Raw genomic sequence first — 21,616 nt, 5'->3', positions numbered from 1 at the left:
CAGGGAGCGGGCCCGTCGCGCCCGGCCAGCCCGTGAGAGCTAACGGACCATGAGTAAAGTCGGCGAACAGCCCATCGAGGGAGAGCGTCAGGTCAAATCCCCGCTCATCATCGGGGTGGGTGCATCGCCCGGTGCCCTCGACAGCATCGAGCGCTTCTTCGCCAAGCTGACGTTGGCAGCCGACCAGGCCATTGTGCTGGCGCTTCAGCATCATGAGGCCTTTGACGGGAATCGGTTGCTCCAGATTGTCCAGGGCTCGAACGGCGGCAGGGTCGCTGATATCGGCGATGCTCAGGCGATCGAGGGCGGCACGATCTATTTGTGCCCGCCGGCGATGATCACGACCATCCAGGGCGATCGCTTTACGCTTCGCAAGGCCGAACAGGCGCCCGGCGAGCGGGCCACGATCGACAGCTTTCTGGTCTCCTTGGCGGAAGAGCGTGCCGAGCAGTCGATCGGCGTGATCCTGGCCGGCACCGGCGGTGACGGCACGCTGGGCACCGCGACGCTCAAGGACCATGGCGGACTCGCCATCGCCGAAAAAGTCGAGACCCACAAGGCCGAACATCTGCTCGACTGCAATACGCCCGCCGCCATCGCCGACTACGTGCTGCCGCCGGAGGAGATCCCCGAGCATATCCAGGTCTATGCCCGCCACTTACGGCGGCTCGAGGAGAAGCACGGTTTTGACGAGGTTCTGGCCGCCGCCGCGACCTCGCTGTCGCGCATCGCCGACATCCTGCGCAACAAGACCGGCAACGATTTCCACGGCTACAAGCAGAACACGTTCTTGCGTCGCGTGCAGCGGCGCATGCAGGTGGTGCAGATCGACGCTATCCCCGCCTATGTCGATTTTCTCCGCAATGACAAGGACGAGGCCCAGCATCTCTTCAATGACCTCCTGATCGGCGTCACCGAGTTCTTTCGCGACAAGCGCGAATTCGAGGTGCTGGAGACCCAGATCATCCCGAAGATCTTCGAAGGCAAGGGCTCGGGTCAGCAGGTTCGCGTCTGGGTGCTCGGCTGCTCCACCGGCGAGGAGGCCTACTCGATCGGCATCCTGCTGCGCGAGCACATGGCGCGGCTGGATTCCGCGCCGCTGGTGCAGATCTTCGCGACCGACATCGACGGGCGCGCGCTGGCGGCCGCGCGCGTCGGCCGTTACCGCACCAACATCGAGGCGGACATGACCAGCGAGCGCCTGGCGCGCTGGTTCGTGCGCGAGGGCGACACCTATTGCGTGGTGAAGGAGCTGCGCGAGATGTGCATCTTCTCGCAGCACAACGTCATCAAGGACGCGCCGTTCTCCAAACTCGATCTCGTCTCCTGCCGCAATCTGCTGATCTATCTCAATAGCGAACTGCAGAACCGCGTGATCCCGCTGTTCCATTTCGCGCTGCTGCCTGACCGCTTCCTGTTCCTCGGCAACTCCGAGAACGTGACGCGGCATCCAAAGCTGTTCGCGCCGATCGATCGCCGCGCCCGCATCTTCAAGAGGCTCGAGACCGGAACGCGGCTGCCGCCGGAATTTCCGATCACGACGGCGGCGGGCAGGGCGCCGGTCGACCTGCGGCCGGTTCGCTCGTTCGGTCCGGACGTCGGCCTGGAACGCCGCGCGCAGCGGATCGCGGAGCGCTATGCACCGGCCTATGTCATCACCGACGACAATTTTCATATCCTGCACTTCTCGGGCCGCACCGGGCGCTACATCGAGCCGACGGCGGGGACCGCCACGCTCGACCTGCTTCAGCTCGTGCACCGCGATCTCAGGATCGAGCTGCGCACCGCGCTCGCCCGCGCGGCCGAGACTAACGAGCCCGCCCATGCCGATCATGTGCAACTCGGTCTGAACGGTCACCGCGTGCTCGTCGACATCACCGTCGAGCCGATCCAGGAGGGCGCAGGCGGCCACCGCAATTTCGTCGTGCTGTTCAAGGATGGCCCCGTCCGCGTGATCGAGGCCAACCAGAGCAATGCAATGGTGCGAACCGAGCATGTCGAGCGTCTCGAGAGCGAGCTGCGGGCGACCGGCGAGCGCCTGCAGGCGACCATCGAGGAATTGGAGAGCACCAACGAGGAGCTGAAATCCTCCAACGAGGAATACCAGTCGCTCAACGAGGAGCTGCAGTCGGCCAATGAGGAGCTCGAAACCTCGCGCGAGGAGTTGCAGTCGGTCAACGAGGAGCTGACGACCGTCAACGGCGAGCTGGCGCATCGCGTCCAGGAACTGACGCGTGCCACCAGCGACCTCAAGAACTTCCTCGAGAGCACGCAGATCGCGACGGTGTTCCTCGACAACGATCTCAAGGTGATGAATTTCACGCCGGCGATCACGCAGGTTCTGCACCTGGTGGAGACCGACGTCGGCCGTCCCGTCGCCCACATCAAGGCGCGCATTCCGATCGAGGAGCTCAATGATGACGTCCGCCGCGTGCTGCGCACGCTCGCAAGCGTGGAGCGCGAGCTGAGCGCGCCGGACAGCGGCACGCGCTACATCGTGCGCATCTTGCCCTATCGCAGCATCGATAATTTCATCGCCGGCGTCGTCATCACCTTCATCGACGTCACGGCGGTCACTCGCGCCGAAGAGCGGCAGCGGCTGCTGCTCGCCGAGCTTCAGCATCGCGTCCGCAACACGCTCGGCGTGGTGCGCTCGATCGCCCGCCGCACCGCGGATTCGAGCGCGACCGTCGAGGAATTCGCTTCGCATCTCGACGGCCGCCTCAATGCCTTCGCCCGCACCCAGGCGCTGGTGACCCGCGATCCCGAGGGCGGCGTCGATCTCGAATATCTCGTCGTCGAGGAGCTGTTGGCCTATAATGCCAGGGAAGGCGAGCAGGTGCGTGTCTCGGGTCCGCGCGTGCGCTTCCAGCCGAAGGCCGCGGAAACCTTTGCGCTCGCCATCCACGAGCTCGCGACCAATGCGCTGAAATACGGTGCATTGAGCCGGCCGACGGGGCGGATCGAAATCTCCTGGCGTATCGATGAGAGCGCCGCTCCCGCCGAGCTGCTGTTCGAATGGCGCGAGCGGGGCGGGCCGCAAGTCACGCCGCCGCCGCGGAAAGGGTTTGGCACGGAGCTGCTGGAGCGCACGCTGGCGTTCGAGTTCAAGGCGCAGACGACGATGTCGTTCAATTCATCCGGATTGACATGCACGATCATCATTCCTGTGAGCAAGCGTGCGTTCCATACACCGGGGGGCGGTAATTAATGCCCTTCTCAACCCTCGATCGAAGCGTGACGGAGCCAGCGATCCGCCGCCTGAATGCGCTACGGCCGTTGTCAGCCGAAGCTTCCGCCGCGCTCGAGCGCGCCATGCTCGAAGGGATGCAGCGCGCGGGGTCCGGCGAAGACCTGATCTCCGAGGGCGATCCCATCGACAGCGTTCGCATCGTGCTGTCCGGCTGGCTGTGCCGCTATAAGACGCTGGAGGACGGCCGCCGCCAGATCGTCAATTTCATCTTTCCGGGTGAGAGCTGCGACGCGCATGCGTTCCTGCTGTCGCTGATGGATCACTCGATCGCGACGATGACGCCGGTCGTCTATAGCGAAATCAAGCGCGCGCGCTTCGAGAGCCTCCTGGCGAACGATCGCTCGCTCACGGAAGCGTTCTGGTGCGAGACTCTCGTGAGCAACGCGATCCAGCGCGAATGGGCCATCAATCTCGGCCGCCGCGTGGCGCTGGAGCGCGTGGCGCATCTGTTCTGCGAGATATTCGAGCGGCTTCGCCCGGTCGGGATGGTCGACGGAAATTCGTGCGTCATGCCGGTCACGCAGATGGACCTCGCGGATGCCACCGGCCTTTCCGTCGTGCATTTGAACCGAACGCTTCAGGAGCTCAGGGCGTCCGGCCTGATCGTACTGCGGGAGCGCACTTTGACCATCAGCGACCTCGGCGCGCTGAAAGACGCGGCGTTGTATTCGCCGAGCTATCTCCAAGCCTATCGACGCGGCTGATCGCGCTTCGTCGCGTTTCGTCGATCGCAAGTTTTGCGCGGACGAAGACGTGACCTTCGGCGTCTCGTTCTCTCGGAAACGGCTCGTAGGTTTTTCGGCCGAGGAAGGTATCGGGTTGAGGAAGGGCAAGGACCTTCCACGAACCCTGAATGGTCTTGCGTATCTGCTCCGCGTGCTCTGCGTCAGATTGCAATGGATACTTAGTCGGCTTCGCCATGGCCCGTTCCCCTGGTCATGCAGGCGGGAGCGCAATCGGTCTCTCAACCACCGGTGCCTACGGGCAGAGCCTAGCCGGTGATGAACGCGATGATATCCCTTTTCGCAATGGCCTGCCCATAGGAACCAGGCTCGCGCGGCTGCGTCGACTCTGTGCTCCCGGAAATGCCCCTCAATAGCCCCCAAGCCGGGAGAAAACCTTCCCACAAGGTTGGCGACCTCGGCTCTTGCCGGGGTCGTTTACCAGGCGGACCTGGCGCAAATCGGCGGCGGCAAACGAATTTTGAATTCCCTGGTGTCCCAACCAGGCGTAGGGTTCCTGCATGGACCTGCGGCTCACCCGGGAACATCTTGCCGAAGCAGATCGCCACGTGGCGATAAGCGACAGGCATATCGCGCGGCAAATCGAGATCATCAATGATCTGAAACGGTCCGGCTGCCCGACCGATCTGGCCGTCGACGTGCTCCATACCTATCGAATGCTCCGGGCAACGCATGTTGCCCACCGCGACCTCATTCGCAGAGAGCTGGAGCAATAAGGGGCGCCTCGTTTACCACAATCGGGCAGGTGTGGACGTCGCGCCGGAACGATTGTCCCTTTCGGCACTTGAAAAGCTCGACTCTGGGGAGAGTTGAGTGGTCGGCGAAAGGAAAGAGGGGCTGCCGAAGCAGCCGACGCAGGATCGCGGGCCGCGCTGCCCGTCATGCACCGCATTCCCGCGGCTAACTCATGCCCTTCTGGACACCCGCAAGGGTACGACTGTGCCGGTGCGGCGAACGCATCTGGGACGATTGAGCGAATGCAAAGGACGCGCCGACAATCTTGCCGGCGCCATTGCTGAACGCCAAACAAAAAAGGGCCCCAGCTCTTGGGGGGCTTGGGAGGAGCTGGGGCCAACCATCAATACCCTTGGGGAAGGGTGTCGGGAAAACTTGGCAAGCGCTCGATCGTTCCATCGGAAAGAGAAGTATCGAACTCGTCTGTAGCCGGATTTCGCGTCGGGCAAAACACGCAAGCGCCGGGTCGACGGATCACCTGCACCCCTTCCCCGAAGGGGCAGGGGCAGGGGTGCAGACGCAATATCGCGCGGGGTTAACCTATTGAAATGCTGGAACCTACATTTGCGCTGGAAGCTACAGACACTGCGGTTTGGGCCGCCCCAAGCCGGCAGCATGTTGGGCCCCGGCGCCATACCTCCCGCCGGGGCCAATTTTCCCGTTTTCAGAACTTCGACGTGAGAAGTGATGACGACCAAACGCAATCGCAGGAAACAGACGCAATCGCTCCAGGAGCGCTTGCAAGCATCGGCCGAAAAGGCGCGCGAGCTCGCGCGCCGCATGCCCGCGGGCAAGGAGCGCGAGATGCTGTTGCGGCGCGCCAAGCAGAATGAAGTGACCTCGAGCCTGACGGATTGGCTGAGCGCTCCCGGCTTCAGACCACGAGGACATTGAGATGCGGAGCATCAAGCACTACCGTGCCTTCCAGATCGATCCGGACGGTCACGTGTTCGGATGCATCAATCTCGTCTGCGGCGACGACGAGGAAGCCAAGCGCGAGGCTGCCGCGCTCGTGCTGCTCCACCGCATCGAGCTGTGGCGCCTGGACACGCGGATCGCGCAATTCGATCTGCCGCGCGAGATCGCCCGCCAGTAAAGCCGTCCCTGGCCGCGTTGGGAACCGTACGTAGCGCCCCGGGTTGGTCGGACAACCGATCTCGCGGACGGAGCCAGCATGCCGGAACCGGACATTCGCAAGGGGATGCCGCCCGTCAGGCTGTCGCGCGACGAGTTCGAAAGCCGCTACAGGCATCAGTTCATCGATCCCGCTTCGCACCGCTGCAGGATGAGCTCGATGCAATCATCGCAGTTGCATGGGACGCCTACAGCCACGCGCGCAAGGCGCCGGTCACGCGGAAGGCGGGCCGCCGACGAGAAGCGTGCCGATGACATCGAGCAATGCGTGATTTCGCTCGAGAGCGAGATTTGCAAACGCCATCCGAGCGTCGCAGCCCTGTACATCAAGCCGCAGACGAACGCGCGCTATCACGCCGTTCGGGCGAAGCGCCGAGGAGGGCGCTCTTGAGGAAACGCCTGCAATTTCGTCGGGATGACCGAAGAGGAGAATGCCCATGTTCGAAGAGAAGCTCAAGGAAGCCATCATCGGCGAGTTGCAGCGCCAGGCCGCCAACCGGCCTCAATCGCTGAAGGTCGAGGGCTCGGAGGAAGAGCTGATCGTCAACGGCAAGATCGACCTTGAGGCGCTTGTCATGGTCATCGCGGGATCGGTCGCGGGTGGGCCGTGAGTCGCCGGCGGGTCACAGCAGCGATTTGAGCTTGAGCGCATCGGCCGGCGCCGCGCTCTTCTGGTCGTTGTCGAAATACACATACACGTCGCAGCCTTGCCGCTTCCAGTATTTGATGCGCCGCGCCCATTGCGCGAGCGTCGGCTGCGAATAGTGACCTTGATAACGTCCGCTCGGGCCGTGGCCGCGGACGTAGACGAAATCCGCGGTGCGTTTCCACGGCGCTGGTGCATCGTGATGGTCGGAGAGGCACAGCGAGATGTTCTCGTCGGCCAGCATGCGCAGGATGTGCGGCTGATACCAGCTCGGGTGACGAAACTCGAAACTGTAGCGGCGCTTGCGCGACAACAGCTTGAAGAAGGCGGCGAGGCGGTCGGCATTCGCCTCGAATTGCGGCGGGAGCTGAAACAGGATCGGCCCCACCTTGCCGCGCAGCAGGGAAATGCGATCCTCCAGCAGCTCGAGGCTGTTCTCGGATCGGTCAGACAGGCGCTTCCAGTGCGTGATGAACTTTGAGGCTTTCCACGCGAAGACGAAATCGCGGCCGGTCTCCTCCCGCCATCCCTTGACCGCCGCGGGCGTCGGCGTGCGGTAGAACACGCCGTTCAGCTCGGTGGTCTCGAATTGGCCGGCGTAAAAGCGAAGCTGCTGTTTGAGCGGCAGGCCGTCGGGGAAGAACGGTCCTCGCCAGGAGGCGTAGTGCCAGCCGGAGGTGCCGATCAGAACCCGTGCCATCCTTGGTGCCGTCTGTCGCGAGTCAATGTTCCTTGTCGAGGGGGAACGTCTTTGCAGCGGATACGTTGCGAGAGAGATTGACGAGGACCGAGCCGATGTACGCGCTGTTCGAAGGTGACAAACAGATCGGCGATCCTTTCCCGACCGAGAAAGAGGTGTGGGAAGCGGCCCTGATCGAGGGGCTGGTGACCGACGTGCCCGTGGCGGACGAGGAGGGCGGCGGTCGGATCCTTCCGGCCGGATATCGCGTCCGGAGGCTGGACGAGACCTGCGATCCACGGCCGGAGTGGAAGCTGCCGCGCGAAATATCGTAGGGATGCGTTCTGTTCAGGAGCGCGCGGCTGGCTGGGGAACCTGGATTCGAACCAAGACAAACAGAGTCAGAGTCTGTTGTGCTACCGTTACACCATTCCCCAACGGAATAGCCGAACAAATTCAATGTCTTACTGATTTGTCCGACTGTGGCCGGAAGCGCGTCTCGCGCAAATCACGGCTCAGGCGTGGCAGCGTTCTACCCGCTCGGCCTGGAGCTGGCAAGCGCTGTGGTGCAGGGGTGTTTCGGGACGGGTCGGCGGCGCTCGCGACGGTTTGCCTCATCCCGAAACGGTCATCGCCTGTCGGATCGCTGGCTCCTGCGTCGTCCTTGGGGCTCAACGTCACCCAAGGAGATCCGTGATGCCCTATGTCGATGGTTTCGTGCTGGCCGTGCCGAAGGACAAGATCGAGGCCTACAAGGCGCTCGCGCGAACGGCTTGCGCGGTCTGGATGGAATACGGCGCGCTCAACTACGTCGAATGCATCGGCGATGACGTTCCCTACGGCGAGCTCACATCCTTTCCGCGCGCAGTGATGGCGAAGGAGGACGAGGTCGTGGTGTTCTCCTGGATCGTCTACCGCGACCGGCAGCATCGCGATGCCGTCAACAAGCAGGTGATGGCGGACCTGCGGCTGAAGGGCGGCGACATGCCATTCGACGGCAAGCGGATGATCTATGGCGGTTTCGAAACGCTGCTCCAGGCGAGCGACTCCGCGGGCTGACGCCGTTGGAATCGTAGGAATCGTGGGGTGGGTTAGCGTAGCGTAACCCACCTCTTTGCTCTTCGCGTCGAGAGAAGTGGTGGATTACGCTTTCGCTAATCCACCCTGTACCTACGCGTTTGAGCAGCCATGTCGCGGCGATCACACCGAAAATGCAGCAGCAGTTGTCTTGCCTGCAATGATCGACGCCAGATTGAGCGGCGCCCTCTTGTAGCCCTGCCCATGCAGCATCGTCGCAATCCGTTTCACCTTGCCGGCTCTTGGCTGCCATGCCATCCTCCCGGCCGCCAGGAACAATCAAACGGAAGCGCACCTCGCGCAAGCTTCCAAAAAACCTTGGTCGGGGAAACCCTTTGGGAGGTCTGATTTCATGACATTGAAGCACGTCACCGGGCTGCTTTGCGCGGCCGCGATGTCCATTGCGCTCGCGGCAGGCGCACGGGCTGAGGACAAGGTCGTCAAGATCGGCGTGATCATGCCGATGTCCGGCGGCACCGCCTCGATCGGCGCGCATGCCAAGGCGGCCATCGAGGTCGCCATGGACATCATCAACAACGCGCATCCCGAGCTCGGCAATCTGCCGCTGGCGAAGAACGCCGGGCTTGCCGGCCTCGGTGGTGCCAAGATCGAGGCGGTCTTCGCGGACAACCAGGGCAATCCGGCGACGGGCCAGAACCAGGCGCTGCGCCTGATCACGGAAGACAAGGTGGCGGCTGTGTTCGGCGCCTATCAGTCCGGCATCACGCTGACCTCGAGCGCGATCGCGGAGAAATACGGCGTTCCCTACTTGAACTCGGAATCGGTCGCCGCCAATCTCACCGAGCGCGGCTTCAAATGGTTCTTCCGCACCACGCCGATCGCCACCGACTTCGCCAAGATCTACACGGAATTCCTGGCCGACCTGAAGGCGCAAGGTGCCAAGACCGACAGCGTCGCGCTGGTCCATGACAACACCGAGTACGGCACCTCAGTCGCGAACACGATCAGCGCCGCCTTCAAGGAGAAGGGACAGCCGATCGCGGTCGACGTTGCTTACCCCGTCAATGCGACGGACGTGCAGGGGCAGGTGCTGCAGCTCAAGGACAAGAAGCCCGACGTGATCATCATGATCAGCTACACGTCGGACGCGATCCTTTTCGCCAAGACCATGCAGTCGCTCGATTACAAGCCGCCCGTGCTGCTCGCCGACGACGCCGGCTATTCCGACCCGTCCTTCATCAAGGCGGTCGGCAAGATCTCGCTGGGAGTCTTCAATCGCTCGTCCTGGTCGGTCGGGCCGTCCGGCTCGCCCTCCGCCATCATCGCCGACATGTACAAGAAGAAGAGCGGCGAGGAGATGGACGACACCGTCGGCCGCCAGATGCAGGGCTTCTTCGTGCTGGCTGACGCGATCGACCGCGCCGGCTCGACCGAGCCGGCAAAGATCCAGGCGGCGCTGAAGGCGACGGATCTCAAGCCTGAGCAGCTCATGATGGGCTACAAGGGCGTGAAGTTCGATGACAAGGGCCAGAACGTTCTCGCCTCCGGCCTGATCATCCAGCTCCAGGACGGCGAGAACTACGTCGCGGTGTGGCCGAAGGCCAATGCCGCAAAGGCGCCGATGCTGCCCTACAAGGGCTGGTGATCTCCTAAGGGCGGGGCCTTTGGTCCTGCCCTTCCTTTTGGAATTCGATCAGAGCAACGTTAGCCGATGTCCTTTGTTCTCGTGCAGGTGATCGTCGGCGGGCTGCTGCTTGGCGCGGTCTACGCCCTGTTTTCCTCGGGCCTCACCCTGGTGTGGGGCATGATGAACATCGTCAATTTCGCCCATGGCGATTTCGTCATGCTCGGCATGTATGTCGCCTACGTCGTGTACACGCTCATGGGGGGAGGGCCGATCATAGGTGCGCCGCTCGCAACCCTGGTGCTCGCGACCCTCGGCGTCGTCGTCTATTTCGGCCTGATCCGCGACATCATGAAGGGACCGATGCTGGCGCAGATTCTCGGCACCTTCGGCCTTGCGCTGCTGTTGCGCTATTCGGTGTTCTGGTGGTTCGGCGCCAACTTCCTGTCGATGCCGCAGGACATCGTCGGCGGCACCTATGCGTTTGCGGGCTTGCGCATCGAGGCCTCGCGATTGCTTGCGGGCGTCGTCGCGCTGCTGGTGACGTTTGGCCTGCATCTGCTTTTGACGCGCACCTCGCTGGGCTCGAAGATGCTGGCGGTGGCGGAGGATGCGACGGCAGCCCAACTCATGGGCATCCGGCCCGATACCATGCAGGCGATGGCCTGGGCGATCGCGGCTGGCGCGACGGGGCTTGCCGGCGCGCTGATTGCTAATTTCTTCTATATCGTGCCGACCGTCGGCGAGACGCTCGCCATCGTCGCCTTCGTCACGGTATCGCTCGGCGGTTTCGGCAGCGTGCCCGGTGCGCTCGTCGCAGGGCTCCTGATCGGGGTGATCGAGTCCTTGTCCGGCTATCTGATCGGCGCCGTCTACAAGGATATCGTCGTCTACGTCCTGTTCCTGTTCTTCCTCTGGTTCCGGCCGCAAGGTCTGATGGGCAAGATCTGATGGGGAAGACATGATGCGGCGCTTGATCTGGCTCTCAGTCATCGCAGCAGTGGCGATCGCCTATCCGCTGCTTCTGTCCTCGCCGTTCCAGCAGCGCCTCGGCGCGCTGGTGCTGCTTTACGCGATTGCGGCGTCCGCCTGGAACATCGTCGGCGGCTACGCCGGCCAGGTCTCGGTCGGGCACGTCGTGTTCTTCGGCTGCGGCGCCTATGCCGCGATGGGATCCTACGCCAAGTTCGGCCTGTCGCCGTTGTTCGGCATTCCCGGCGGCATCGTGCTGGCGGTCGGGCTCGCCGCCATCATCGGCGTGCCGACACTACGGCTATCGGGCCACTATTTCAGCATGGCCACGATCGCGGTCGCCGAGACGATGCGCCTGATCGTCACCAACACCGACTATCTCGGCGCGGCCGTGGGTCTCTCCGGCCCGACCGTGCCGCGCAACATCTTCGATCTGTCGTTCCTGTCGTCGCTGCCGTACTACTATCTGTTCCTCGTCATCCTCGTGATCACGCTTCTCATCACCTGGTGGATGGCCAACAGCCGGGTGGGATTTTACCTGCGCGCGATCAAGGATTCCGAGCGTGCGGCGCGTTCGCTCGGCGCGCCCGCGAGCCGGACAAAACTCTACGCCTTCATGCTGAGCGCAGCGCTGACCAGCGTCGCCGGCGCACTCTATGCGATGATGTTCGGCTTCGTCGATCCGGAGTCCGGGCTCGGCATCCTGATCTCGGTCAAAATCCTGATCATGGCGGCGCTGGGCGGAGCGGGGCTCTTGTTTGGGCCGCTGGTCGGCGCCGCGATCCTCGTGCCGCTGGAGGAGATTTCCAATAGCTGGCTCGGCGGCAGAGGCGCGGGACTGACCTTCGTGGTCTATGGCGCGATCATCGTGCTGATCGCGCGCTTCCAGCCGGGCGGCATCCTCAGCCTGTTCAAGCGGCGCAGCAAGCCGGGCACTGATGCGGGAGCGAGCCATGCTCCTTGAGGCACGCGGCATCACCAAGGCGTTCGGCAGCTTCAAGGCGGTGGATGATGCCTCCGTGACGCTGGAGCAGGGCGATATTCTCGGCCTGATCGGCCCGAACGGCGCCGGCAAGTCCACGTTCTTCAATTGCCTGACCGGCGACCTCAAGACCACCTCCGGCCGCGTGCTGTTCGAGGGCCGCGACATCACCGATCTCGCGCCGGAGCTGCGTGCCGAACTCGGACTCGCCCGCACGTTCCAGGTGCCGCAGACATTCGAGGGCATGACGGTGCTCGAGAACGTCATGATCGGCGCCTTCCTGCGCGCCTCCCATCGTGCAGAAGCCGAGACGAAGGCGCGCGCCGTGCTCGAGCGCGTCGGCATGAGCGGGCTTGCGGAGGCGCCGGCGCGCTCGCTCGGCACGCCCGGCCGCAAGCGGCTGGAGATCGCCCGCGCGCTTGCGACCGAGCCGAAAGTGCTGCTGCTCGACGAAGCCATGGCCGGCCTTAACGCCAACGAGGTGAAGCGGGCGATCGACCTCGTGCGCGACATTCACCGCTCCGGAATCACGCTCGTCATCGTCGAGCACATCATGGAAGTGATCATGTCGCTCGCGAGCCGCGTGATGGTGTTCCACCAGGGCAAGGAGATCGCCCGCGGCTCACCGCGTGATGTCACGTCCAACCCTGAGGTGATCGCGGCCTATCTCGGCACCCGTGCGGCCAAGGCGGCCGCCGGCCACACGCCGATCGAGCTGATGGGCGGACCGATCACATGAGCGGGCTGTTGCTCAGGATCGAGCACCTCGAGGTGCGCTACGGCGATTTGATCGGCATATCCGACGTGTCGCTGGAGGTGCCCGAGGGCAGCGTCGTCGCGCTGCTCGGCTCGAATGGTGGCGGCAAGACCACGACGCTGAACGCGATCGCCGGTCTCATCCCGGTGCATTCCGGTTCGATCAGTTTTCGTGGCGAGGACATCGCCGGCCAGAATGCCTTCGCGATCGTGCGCAAGGGCCTCGCGCTGTCGCCGGAGGGCTGGCGGCTGTTCGTGCAGCAGAGCGTCGAGAACAATCTGCTGCTCGGCGCGACACCTCTGCACGACAAGTCGCGCAAGGCGGCGCTCCTCGAGCGCGTCTACGAGATCTTCCCGCGGCTGAAGGAGCGCCGCAACCAGCGCGCCGGCACCATGTCGGGCGGCGAGCGGCAGATGCTCGCGGTCGGCCGCGCGCTGATGAGCGATCCAAAGCTCCTAATGCTGGACGAGCCGTCGCTCGGCCTCGCGCCGGCGGTGGTCGAATCCATGTACGAGACCTTTGGCCGCCTGCATCGCGAGGGCCTGACCATCCTGCTCGCGGAGCAGTCAATCGAGCTCGCGCTCGAAGTCTCGGATTTTGCGACCGTGCTTCAGGTCGGCAAAAGCGTGCTGTCCGGCACGGCGGCGGCGTTGGCCGAGGATCCGCAGGTGCAGAAGGCCTATCTGGGCGTGGAGTGATTGCCGGATGGCGCGACACCAAGCGGGACGAGCGCCCGTTACTTGATCTTGTCGTAGGCGGCCGCGAAGTCGTTGAGTGGCATCGGGATCGTGATTGTCTCCTTGGCCATGTTCTGGAAGGAGACTTTCAATTGCTTGCCCGACTTCAGGGTCGCAAGCAGATCAGGGGCGATCGGCGCCGAGGCGTAGCAGCCGCGACTTTCACAAGTCTGGATCTGAAGGTCGACCGTCTTGCCCTCGTCGATCTGAAGCTTTGCGCCGACGGGAATGTTGAGGCCGAGCGGCAACTGGAGCAGCGCCACCGGCGTGCGGGTATCGGGAGCGACACGGATGTTGATCAGCACGACGGTCTGACCGGTCTTGGTCAGGACGGCGTTCTGCTCGATCGCGCATTCGAGCGGCGCTTCGCGGCTCGGGCTGGTGCAGCGCGCGATCCAGCCGGCCTGTGCGTTGCCTTGCGCGGCCTCGCCCTGCTGCTGCTGCGCAGGGGCCGGCGTTGCGGCGGGCTGCGGCGGCGCCCCGTTCTTCCTGGCGGCTTGCTGAGCGGACGCCGCACCCGTCGACAACAGGGCAGCGGCGGTGAGGGCAATCAGTTGGGATCGCATGGGCGTGAAATATCGCGTTGGGGGAAATGGGAGCCCCGCTGTTACCGTCGCAGGACGGGCAGCGCAAGCTTACTCGGCGGCTTCCTTGACGGCGCGGCGCTCAGCCGCCTCGTCCTCGTCGCCATCACCCGAACGGCCCCAGCTCGAGAACAGGTTCGAGAACTTGTCGAGATAGAGATAGACTACCGGGGTGGTGAACAGGGTCAGCGCCTGGCTGACGATCAGGCCGCCGACCATGGCATAGCCGAGCGGCTGGCGGATCTCGGCGCCGGTGCCGTGGCCGAGCATCAGCGGCACGCCGCCGAGCAGCGCAGCCATCGTCGTCATCATGATCGGGCGGAAGCGCAGAATTGCGGCCTGGCGGATCGATTCCTCCGGCGTCTTGTGCTCGTCGCGTTCGGCGGCGATGGCGAAGTCGACCATCATGATGCCGTTCTTCTTCACGATGCCGATCAGCAGGATGATGCCGATCAGCGCGATCAGGCTGAAGTCGAAGCCGGCGGCCATCAGGATCGCGAGCGCGCCGACGCCGGCCGAGGGCAGGGTCGACAGAATCGTGATCGGATGGATGTAACTCTCGTAGAGGATGCCGAGGATCAGATAGACCACGACGAGCGCCGCGAGGATCAGGAGCGGCACTGTGCCGAGGGACTGCTGGAACGCCTGCGCGGTGCCCTGGAAGCTCGAATTCAGCGTCGCCGGCGCGCCGAGATCGGCCATCGCCTTCTGCACGGCCTCGGTGGCCTGGCCGAGCGCGACGCCTTGGGCGAGGTTGAAGCTGATCGTGATCGCCGGGAATTGGCCTTGGTGGCTGATCGAGAGCGGCCGGACCGGATCGGTGGTCCAGGTCGCGAATGTCGACAGCGGAACCTGGTCGCCGGTCAGCGGCGATTTCAGGTAGAGCTTGTTCAAGCTATCCAGATTGCCCTGCATCTCCGGCAGGATCTCAATGATCACCTTGTAGGTGTTGAGCTGGGTGAAATACTGCGTGACCTGTCGCTGGCCGAACGCGTCGTAGAGGGTGTCGTCGATCAGTTGCGGCTGGATACCGTAGCGGGATGCGGTATCGCGGTTGATCTTGAGCTGGACGGTGGTGCCCTGCGTCTGCTGGTCGGTCGCGACGTCGCGCAGCTCAGGCAGCGTCTGCATTTTGGCGAGGATCTTCGGCGCCCATTCGTTGAGCTCGCTGAGATCGGCATCCTGCAGCGTGAACTCGAACTGCGTACGCGTCGGACGACCGCCGAGCCGGACGTCTTGGGCGGCTTGCATGTAGAGGCGCGCGCCGGACACCTTCTCGAGCTGCGGGCGCAGCCGGCCGATGATCTGCTGTGCCGACGCATCGCGCTGGTCGCGCGGCTTCAAGGTGATGAACAAGTTGCCGTTGTTGCCGGCCCTGCCGCTGCCGCCGATGGCCATGGCGACGCTGGCAACGCCCGGATCGGCGAGGATGATCTTGCCGAGAGCCTCCTGACGGTCCTTCATGGCCGCGAAGGAGATGTCCTGCGAGGCCTCGGAGGTCGCGGTGATGAGCCCATTGTCCTGTTGCGGGAAGAAGCCTTTGGGAATCAGGACGAAGAGGTAGATGGACAAGCCGAGCGTTGCGAAGAAGATCAAAAGAGTGGTTCGCCTCCAGCTCAATGCGAGGTCGAGCACTGTCTCGTAACCCCGCAGCATCGCATCAAAGGCACTCTCGCTCCATTGATAGAAGCGTCCGTGTTTGACCTCGCCATGTGCGCGCAGGAAGCGGGACGCCATCATCGGGGTGAGGGTCAGCGACACGAACATCGAGACAAAGATTGTCATCGCCAGCACGACGGCGAATTCGCGGAACAAGCGTCCGATGATGCCGCCCATCAGCAAGAGCGGGATCAGCACGGCGACCAGCGAGATGCTGATCGACACGATGGTGAAGCCGATCTCCTTGGAACCCCTGTAAGCGGCGGCGAGCGGGGATTCGCCCTCCTCGACATAGCGGGAAATGTTCTCGAGCATGACGATCGCGTCGTCGACCACGAAGCCGACCGCGATTGTCAGCGCCATCAGGGAGAGATTGTCGAGCGTGTAGCCGAACACCCACATCAGCGCGCAGGCGCCAAGCAGCGCCAGGGGAACCGTGATGGTCGGAATGACCGTGGCCCAGAAGCTGCGCAGGAAAATGAAGATGACCATCACGACCAGAAAGATGGTCAGGAGCAGTGTGAACTGGACGTCTTCGACCGCGGCACGGATAGTCTGGGTGCGATCGCTGATGACATCGATCTTGATTGCGGGAGGGATCGCAGCCACGAGCCGGGGCAGGGCGGCCTTAATCTTGTCGACCGTCTCGATGACGTTGGCGCCCGGCTGCTTGAACACCACCAGGAACACGCCGCGCTTGCCGTTGGCCCAGGCCGCCTGCTTGGCGTCCTCGGGGCCGGTGACGGCCTGGCCGATGTCGCGAATCCGCAAGGGGCCGCCATTGCGGTAGGCGATGATGACGTCGTTCCAATCCTTGGACTGGGTGAGTTGGTCGTTGGCGTAGATGGTATAGGCGCGCTTTTCGCCGTCGATATTGCCCTTGGGACTGTCGACTGTCGTGATTGCGATTTGGCTGCGCACGTCCTCCATCGACAAGCCCTTGGCCACGAGCTTGGCCGGGTCGATCTGGACCCGGATGGCCGGCTTCTGTTGACCGCCGATGAGGACCTGAGCAACCCCCGAGATCTGGCTGATCTGCTGGGCAAGCTGTGCGTCGACGGCGTCGCTCACGGTTGTCAGGGGCAGCGTCTCGGACGTCGCGGACAGGAGAAGGATTGGGGAGTCCGCCGGGTTCACCTTGCGGTAGGTCGGCGGCGAGGGCAGGTTCTTCGGCAACTGGCCGCTCGCCGCGTTGATCGCGCCCTGCACGTCGTTCGCAGCGCCGTCGATGCTGCGGTTGAGGTCGAACTGGATGGTGATCGACGCCGTGCCCAGGTAGCTCGTCGAGGTCATCTGGGCGATGCCGGGAATCTGGGCGAATTGCCGTTCCAGCGGCTGCGCCACCGACGAGGCCATGGTCTCGGGGCTGCCGCCCGGCAGGTTCGCGGTGATCTGGATGGTCGGGAAGTCCACCTGCGGCAGCGGTGCGACAGGCAGCAGGGGGTAGGCGACGAGACCGACAAAGAGAATGCCGGCCATCAGCAGCGAGGTGCCGATGGGATAACGGATGAAAGGTGCCGAAATCCCGCCGTAGGTCATTCCTGTCGTACCTTATTATTCTGCTTCTGGCCGGGATCCGAACTCGCAACGGCCGTGGTGACGAGGCTCCCCGGCTGGACCTTGAATTGACCGCCGGTGATCACCTGCTGCCCTGGAGTGAGGCCTTCATCAACGACCGAACGTCCGTCGATGGAGTAGCTGACCTTGATCTTGTGTAGCTCGGCCTTGTTGTCCTGATTGACGGTATAGGCGTAGAGGCCATTGGTCGAATGCTGGACCGCGTCATCCGGAACCACGGTCGCATCCTTGAGGGTGCGCACCAGCAGCCGTGTCGAAACCGACTGCCCCGGCCACAGCGTGTGGTCCTTGTTGTCGAACACCGCCTTGAGGCGAATAGTCCCGCTGGTCGTGTCGACCTGGTTGTTGATGACGGCGAGCTTGCCTTCGGCGAGCGTCTTCTTGCCGTCGGTGGTGAGCGCGATCACCTTGAGCGCGCCGGCCTTCTGTCCCTCGCTGATATAGGGAAGCTGGTCTTCCGGCGCGGTGAAGATCACGGAGATCGGCTCGATCTGGGAGATGGTGACTATACCGGTCTGTGTCGAGGCGTTGACGATGTTGCCGATGTCGACCTGGCGCAGTCCGGCGACGCCGGTGATGGGCGACTTTACCTGGGTGTAATCGAGCTGGGTCTGGGCGTTGGCGATCGCGGCCTCGTCGGCGGCGATCTGGGCGGTGAGCTGAGCGACGGTGGAGCGCTGGGTGTCGGTCTGCTGCCGCGTCGCGAATTCGCCGAGCTTGGTGTAGCGCTGCAAGTCGAGATTGGCGTTGGCGAGATTGGCCTCGTCCTGCTGCTTCTTGGCCTTGGCCTGGTCGAGCACGGCCTGGAACGGGCGCGGATCGATTTCAACCAGGAGATCGCCCTGATTGACGATTTGGCCTTCAGTGAAGGCGATCTTGTCGATCTGGCCATCAACGCGGGTCCGCACTTGCACGGTGTTGAAGCCCTGAACCGTGCCGAGGCCGGTCAAATAGACCGGAAAATCGGTCTTCTGTACCGGCGCGATGCTCACGGGCACAGCGGCCGTCCGCGGCGCCGCCTTCTGAGCGGTCTGGGCCTTACCGGCATTCGATGCCGAGAATCGATGCCAACCGTAATAGCCCGCTGAGCCCACGGCCGCGATGATCAGAATCCACAGGATCGGCCGTGACTTTTTCATATGAGGCGTGTCGGCTTGTATGCCCGAATCTAACGAATTTTGGGGCAATTAAAGGGTTCCAGCGCGCCTGTATAATACACGCCAAGTTCCAGTGTAAACAACACTATGGCTTGAGAATCCTAAACAATTGGAAAGCTTTGCACCTGCTTCGGGCGGGCTGGCGTTGCATCGTGCAGCACTGCATTTTCCGCACGCAAATGGCCTTGCTGCAGAGTATCCGAAATGCTCGCGCAGGCTCCCACGCGACGCCCCGCGTGGACGCATGCAGCTCGCGGGAGGTCGCCGACATGGCCCTGGCGAGAACGGTTCTAAACTGGCGCTGTGGCGTTTCGGTTGTCAGGAAAATCGGGCTCGTTCATATCAGCGCCGCCACAACGGGAGCGCAGAAATGGACGAGCTGAACGGCAGGATGATCGCGTGTCAGATTCTGATCACGGGCCTGATCGCGCGCGTCGCCAACGAGCAGCGCGATCCCTTGCGCTTCCTCACCGACTTCCGCGACGAGATCAAAGCCGTCGTCAACGGCGTCAACATCGCCGGCATGGACAACACCGATCGTGTGCGCGCTGTCGCCCAGCGCACCGTCGACGAATTGTTCTCGCTGATGAAGCCGCCGAGCAGCGATTGATCGCTGCAAAACATCGCGCATGAGAGCAAGTGCTGCACGGCCTTGCTGCATCAATATGTCGCGCGAGTTTAGAGCGATTTCAGAATCGAATTTTAGAATTGCTTTGAACTGGATCGATTCAAGTGCTCCGACGTGTCACGTCGCGTTGACCTGACTTTCCTCGATCGATAGCACCGCCCCATCGTTCGTCACGCACGTCGCGCATCGACGAATTCGAGATGGGGGCATTGGTAATGGGGTTGGCGATGGTGCCGCGATCACTGCGTTCGATCGCGGGAAGTGAATCGTTCGGCGAAAGGTTCGACGGGAATTCCGGCAAGGCGGTTTCGGCTGTTGCCGGCTTGATTGCGGCGGCATCGTTTTCGGGGCAGGCCGAGGCGCAGCAATCGAACCTGCCGGCGGTGACGGTGGACGCGCCGGTCGCGCGGCCGCGTCCTGCGGCCTCAAAGCCCACGCCGGAGCAGGTCCGCGCGCGCAATGCGCTTCGCCGCGCCGCGCAGCAGCAGGCCGCGCAGCAGGCTGCTGCCGTGACTCCGGGCTCGGCAAGCGGCGCCGTAGACCGTGATCCCTATGCCGATCCGGAGGCCCCGTACAAAGTCGATCACGTGCAGGCGTCCGGCAAGTTTCCCGAGCCGCTGCTGAACACGCCGAAGACCATCACGGTGCTCAGCAAGGAGGTTCTCGAAGACAAGAACGCCACGACGCTGAAGGAGATCGGGCGCTCGACAGCCGGCGTGACGCTGGGATCGGGCGAGGGCGGCAATGCGTTCGGCGATCGCTTCTTCATCCGCGGCTTCGATGCGCGCAACGACGTGTTCATCGACGGCATCCGCGATCCCGCCGTTTCCATCCGCGAGAACTTCTTCACCGAGCAGATCGAGATTCTGCGCGGGCCGGCATCGTCCTACGCCGGCCGCGGCACCGCCGGCGGCGCCATCAACATCGTCACGAAGCAGGCCGGCGACGTCAACTTCAAGCGGATGGATACCGAGTTCGGCACCGACAGGACCAAGCGCGTCACGCTCGACGTCAACCAGGTCATCGACCCGACTTTCTCGGTGCGCACCGGCGGCCTGTTCCAGGACGCCAACGTCGCCGGCCGCAACTACGTGACCGACGATCGCTGGGGCGCCTTCATCTCGACCAAGTACACCCCGACCACCGATCTCAAGATCACGACGAACTACGTCCACACTGACCTCAGCGGTTACCCTGATTTCGGCGTGCCCTACTACAAGCAGGGCAACGTGCCGGTGACGTCGGCCGGCATTCCGCGCGGAAACTGGTACGGCTTCCTCAACCGCGACTTCCAGACCGCGCGGCAGGATTTCGGCACCGGCACGATCGAGTACAGGGTGAACGATGCCATCACGCTGAGCAGCAAGGTGCGCGGCGAGCACTCGCTGTTGAACTACATCGGCACGCTGCCGCAGAACCCGAATACGACGAGCCTCAATCCGCTGTTCTGGACGACGACGGCGAGCGCACAGAGCCGCTATCAGAACGTGGATGTGTGGGCCAACCAGAACGAGGCCACGGTCAAGCTGGACACCGGCGGCATCAAGCACACTGCGGTGGTCGGAGCCGAAATCTCGAACGAGAACATCTCGATCGACCGTTACGCTGGCCTCGCGTCGGAACTGTCCGGAAGCAGCTTCACGAGCAACGGCGCCGTGACGGGGGTCAATCTCTACTCCCCGCAGTACACCTACATTCCCTTCGGTATCCCGTCGTTGGCCGGAAACCCGACGCGCTATGGTGTCAACACCAACAGCCTATATGCCATGGACACCGCCAACTGGCGCGACATCATCATCGTGAACGGTGGTGTCCGCTACGACGGCTACAACATGAGCTCGTCGACCAATTCGCCGAAATATCTGAAGCTCAACGCCGATCTGTTCAATTACAATGTCGGCGTGGTCTACAAGCCGATGCCGATCGGCAGCGTCTATGCGGCCTATGCGACCTCCGCCAACCCGTTCGGGTCGGAGCTTGATGCGACCGGCACCGATTACGGTGGCGTTCCGGCCAATACGCCCATTTTGCTTGGGCCCGAGCGCAACAAGGCGGCCGAACTCGGCACCAAGTGGGAGCTGGTGGATCGCCACCTGCTGGTCAGCGCTGCACTATTCCAGACGACGAAGGACAACGCACGCGAGACGAATGCCGCGGGCCTGCTCACCTCGAATGCGGCCTACCGTATCCAGGGCATCGACATCGAGGCGGAAGGCAAGCTCACCGACCGCTGGAGCATCTTCGGCGGTCTCGTGCTGATGCAGTCGAAGGTCACGCAGAGCAACATCCCCTCCAACATCGGCCTGCAGCTTGCCAACGTTGCCCACCAGTCGTTCAGCATGCTCTCGAAGTACAAGTTCGACGGCGGCTGGGAGCTCGGCGGGCAGGCGGTGTACCGCTCGAAGGTGTATGGCGGCACGTTCGCGGCCAATACCGGTAACTTGCTGCCGAGCTATTGGCGCTTCGACGCGTTCATCGAAAAGAAGATCGACGCGAACTGGACCATGAAGTTCTACGCGCAGAACCTGACCAACAAGCTCTACTACGACACGCTCTATCGCAGCGCCGTGCCATTCGTGGCGGTCGCACCGGGGCGGGCATTCTACCTCGTGACGACGGCGAAGTTCTGAGTCCGCCGATTCAAATCGGGATGTCTGCCGGTGGCAGCCATCCCAACGTCTCAGCAATCGTTCGAGGCGCGCGAGATCTG

At 63.2% G+C, this 21,616-nt stretch carries 21 protein-coding genes and 1 tRNA gene; 16 read left to right on the top strand and 6 right to left on the bottom strand.

Translation table 11 applies throughout. The features are described from left to right. The first annotated feature begins 49 nt into the window (after positions 1-49). The 7 genes from MTX21_RS09140 (at position 50) to MTX21_RS09110 (ending at position 6,476) form a co-directional block, all read left to right on the top strand. Positions 50-3,211: a CheR family methyltransferase gene (locus MTX21_RS09140; protein WP_280964472.1), complete on the top strand. Its 3,162-nt coding sequence runs from the start codon at positions 50-52 to the stop codon at positions 3,209-3,211. Continuing rightward, the gene (locus tag MTX21_RS09135) at positions 3,211-3,957 is read left to right on the top strand and encodes a Crp/Fnr family transcriptional regulator (RefSeq protein ID WP_280964471.1); all 747 of its coding nucleotides are present in this window, start codon (positions 3,211-3,213) and stop codon (positions 3,955-3,957) included. Before MTX21_RS09140 ends, MTX21_RS09135 begins: the two co-directional genes overlap by 1 nt. Before the next feature lie 539 nt (positions 3,958-4,496). Next, on the top strand, positions 4,497-4,712 hold the full coding sequence (locus MTX21_RS09130; RefSeq protein ID WP_280964470.1) for a hypothetical protein: 216 nt from the start codon (positions 4,497-4,499) through the stop codon (positions 4,710-4,712). Positions 4,713-5,418: 706 nt separating this feature from the next. Continuing rightward, positions 5,419-5,625 carry a hypothetical protein gene (locus tag MTX21_RS09125; RefSeq protein WP_280964469.1) on the top strand — a complete coding sequence of 69 codons (207 nt, stop codon included), beginning with the start codon at positions 5,419-5,421 and terminating at the stop codon, positions 5,623-5,625. Position 5,626: 1 nt separating this feature from the next. Beyond that, entirely contained in the window at positions 5,627-5,827 is a 201-nt protein-coding gene (locus tag MTX21_RS09120) for a hypothetical protein (RefSeq protein WP_280964468.1), read from the top strand. Positions 5,828-5,905: 78 nt separating this feature from the next. Continuing rightward, a complete protein-coding gene (locus MTX21_RS09115) occupies positions 5,906-6,256 on the top strand; it encodes a hypothetical protein (protein WP_280964467.1) in 351 nt (116 codons plus the stop codon). Positions 6,257-6,302: 46 nt separating this feature from the next. Then, positions 6,303-6,476, top strand: coding sequence for a hypothetical protein (locus MTX21_RS09110; RefSeq protein WP_280964466.1), 174 nt, complete (start codon positions 6,303-6,305; stop codon positions 6,474-6,476). A 12-nt stretch (positions 6,477-6,488) separates the two neighbouring features. On the opposite strand, the gene MTX21_RS09105 is transcribed toward MTX21_RS09110, so the two are convergent. Further along, the gene (locus MTX21_RS09105; protein WP_280964465.1) at positions 6,489-7,211 is read right to left on the bottom strand and encodes a DUF72 domain-containing protein; all 723 of its coding nucleotides are present in this window, start codon (positions 7,209-7,211) and stop codon (positions 6,489-6,491) included. Between the two features lie 95 nt (positions 7,212-7,306). On the opposite strand from MTX21_RS09105, the gene MTX21_RS09100 reads away from it, so the two are divergent. Next, positions 7,307-7,525 carry a hypothetical protein gene (locus MTX21_RS09100; protein WP_280964464.1) on the top strand — a complete coding sequence of 73 codons (219 nt, stop codon included), beginning with the start codon at positions 7,307-7,309 and terminating at the stop codon, positions 7,523-7,525. 28 nt (positions 7,526-7,553) lie between these two features. Here MTX21_RS09100 and MTX21_RS09095 read toward each other — a convergent pair. Then, positions 7,554-7,627, bottom strand: a tRNA-Gln gene (locus MTX21_RS09095). 259 nt (positions 7,628-7,886) lie between these two features. Here MTX21_RS09095 and MTX21_RS09090 point away from each other — a divergent pair. Then, the gene (locus tag MTX21_RS09090) at positions 7,887-8,249 is read left to right on the top strand and encodes a DUF1428 family protein (RefSeq protein ID WP_280964463.1); all 363 of its coding nucleotides are present in this window, start codon (positions 7,887-7,889) and stop codon (positions 8,247-8,249) included. A 141-nt stretch (positions 8,250-8,390) separates the two neighbouring features. Here the strand turns inward: MTX21_RS09090 and MTX21_RS09085 are convergent, their stop codons facing one another. Continuing rightward, complete coding sequence (locus MTX21_RS09085) at positions 8,391-8,525, bottom strand: hypothetical protein (protein ID WP_280964462.1); 135 nt, start codon at positions 8,523-8,525, stop codon at positions 8,391-8,393. A 94-nt stretch (positions 8,526-8,619) separates the two neighbouring features. On the opposite strand from MTX21_RS09085, the gene MTX21_RS09080 reads away from it, so the two are divergent. The 5 genes from MTX21_RS09080 (at position 8,620) to MTX21_RS09060 (ending at position 13,261) form a co-directional block, all read left to right on the top strand. Continuing rightward, positions 8,620-9,873 (top strand): ABC transporter substrate-binding protein, encoded by a 1,254-nt coding sequence (locus tag MTX21_RS09080; protein WP_280964461.1) that lies wholly within the window; start codon positions 8,620-8,622, stop codon positions 9,871-9,873. 66 nt (positions 9,874-9,939) lie between these two features. Beyond that, a complete protein-coding gene (locus MTX21_RS09075) occupies positions 9,940-10,803 on the top strand; it encodes a branched-chain amino acid ABC transporter permease (protein WP_280964460.1) in 864 nt (287 codons plus the stop codon). 10 nt (positions 10,804-10,813) lie between these two features. After that, positions 10,814-11,788: a branched-chain amino acid ABC transporter permease gene (locus MTX21_RS09070; RefSeq protein ID WP_280971367.1), complete on the top strand. Its 975-nt coding sequence runs from the start codon at positions 10,814-10,816 to the stop codon at positions 11,786-11,788. Further along, on the top strand, positions 11,778-12,545 hold the full coding sequence (locus tag MTX21_RS09065) for an ABC transporter ATP-binding protein (RefSeq protein ID WP_280964458.1): 768 nt from the start codon (positions 11,778-11,780) through the stop codon (positions 12,543-12,545). The genes MTX21_RS09070 and MTX21_RS09065 overlap by 11 nt, the downstream gene beginning before the upstream one ends. Further along, positions 12,542-13,261 (top strand): ABC transporter ATP-binding protein, encoded by a 720-nt coding sequence (locus MTX21_RS09060; protein WP_280964457.1) that lies wholly within the window; start codon positions 12,542-12,544, stop codon positions 13,259-13,261. The genes MTX21_RS09065 and MTX21_RS09060 overlap by 4 nt, the downstream gene beginning before the upstream one ends. Positions 13,262-13,299: 38 nt before the next feature. On the opposite strand, the gene MTX21_RS09055 is transcribed toward MTX21_RS09060, so the two are convergent. The 3 genes from MTX21_RS09055 to MTX21_RS09045 form a co-directional block, all read right to left on the bottom strand. Continuing rightward, positions 13,300-13,866, bottom strand: a complete 567-nt coding sequence (locus tag MTX21_RS09055; RefSeq protein WP_280964456.1) for an invasion associated locus B family protein — start codon at positions 13,864-13,866, stop codon at positions 13,300-13,302. A gap of 69 nt (positions 13,867-13,935) precedes the next feature. After that, positions 13,936-17,082, bottom strand: a complete 3,147-nt coding sequence (locus MTX21_RS09050) for a multidrug efflux RND transporter permease subunit (RefSeq protein ID WP_280964455.1) — start codon at positions 17,080-17,082, stop codon at positions 13,936-13,938. Then, entirely contained in the window at positions 17,079-18,260 is a 1,182-nt protein-coding gene (locus tag MTX21_RS09045) for an efflux RND transporter periplasmic adaptor subunit (RefSeq protein WP_280964454.1), read from the bottom strand. Before MTX21_RS09045 ends, MTX21_RS09050 begins: the two co-directional genes overlap by 4 nt. A gap of 388 nt (positions 18,261-18,648) precedes the next feature. Here MTX21_RS09045 and MTX21_RS09040 point away from each other — a divergent pair, with 388 nt between their 5' ends. After that, positions 18,649-18,888, top strand: a complete 240-nt coding sequence (locus tag MTX21_RS09040) for a hypothetical protein (RefSeq protein WP_279370469.1) — start codon at positions 18,649-18,651, stop codon at positions 18,886-18,888. Positions 18,889-19,121: 233 nt separating this feature from the next. Further along, positions 19,122-21,536, top strand: a complete 2,415-nt coding sequence (locus MTX21_RS09035; protein ID WP_280971011.1) for a TonB-dependent receptor — start codon at positions 19,122-19,124, stop codon at positions 21,534-21,536. Positions 21,537-21,616: the final 80 nt, after the last annotated feature.

Origin of the sequence: Bradyrhizobium sp. ISRA430, from assembly GCF_029909975.1 — a bacterium.
Classification (GTDB): domain Bacteria; phylum Pseudomonadota; class Alphaproteobacteria; order Rhizobiales; family Xanthobacteraceae; genus Bradyrhizobium.
Note: the sequence above shows the minus strand (reverse complement) of the source record. Positions and strands in the feature narration are given on the sequence as shown.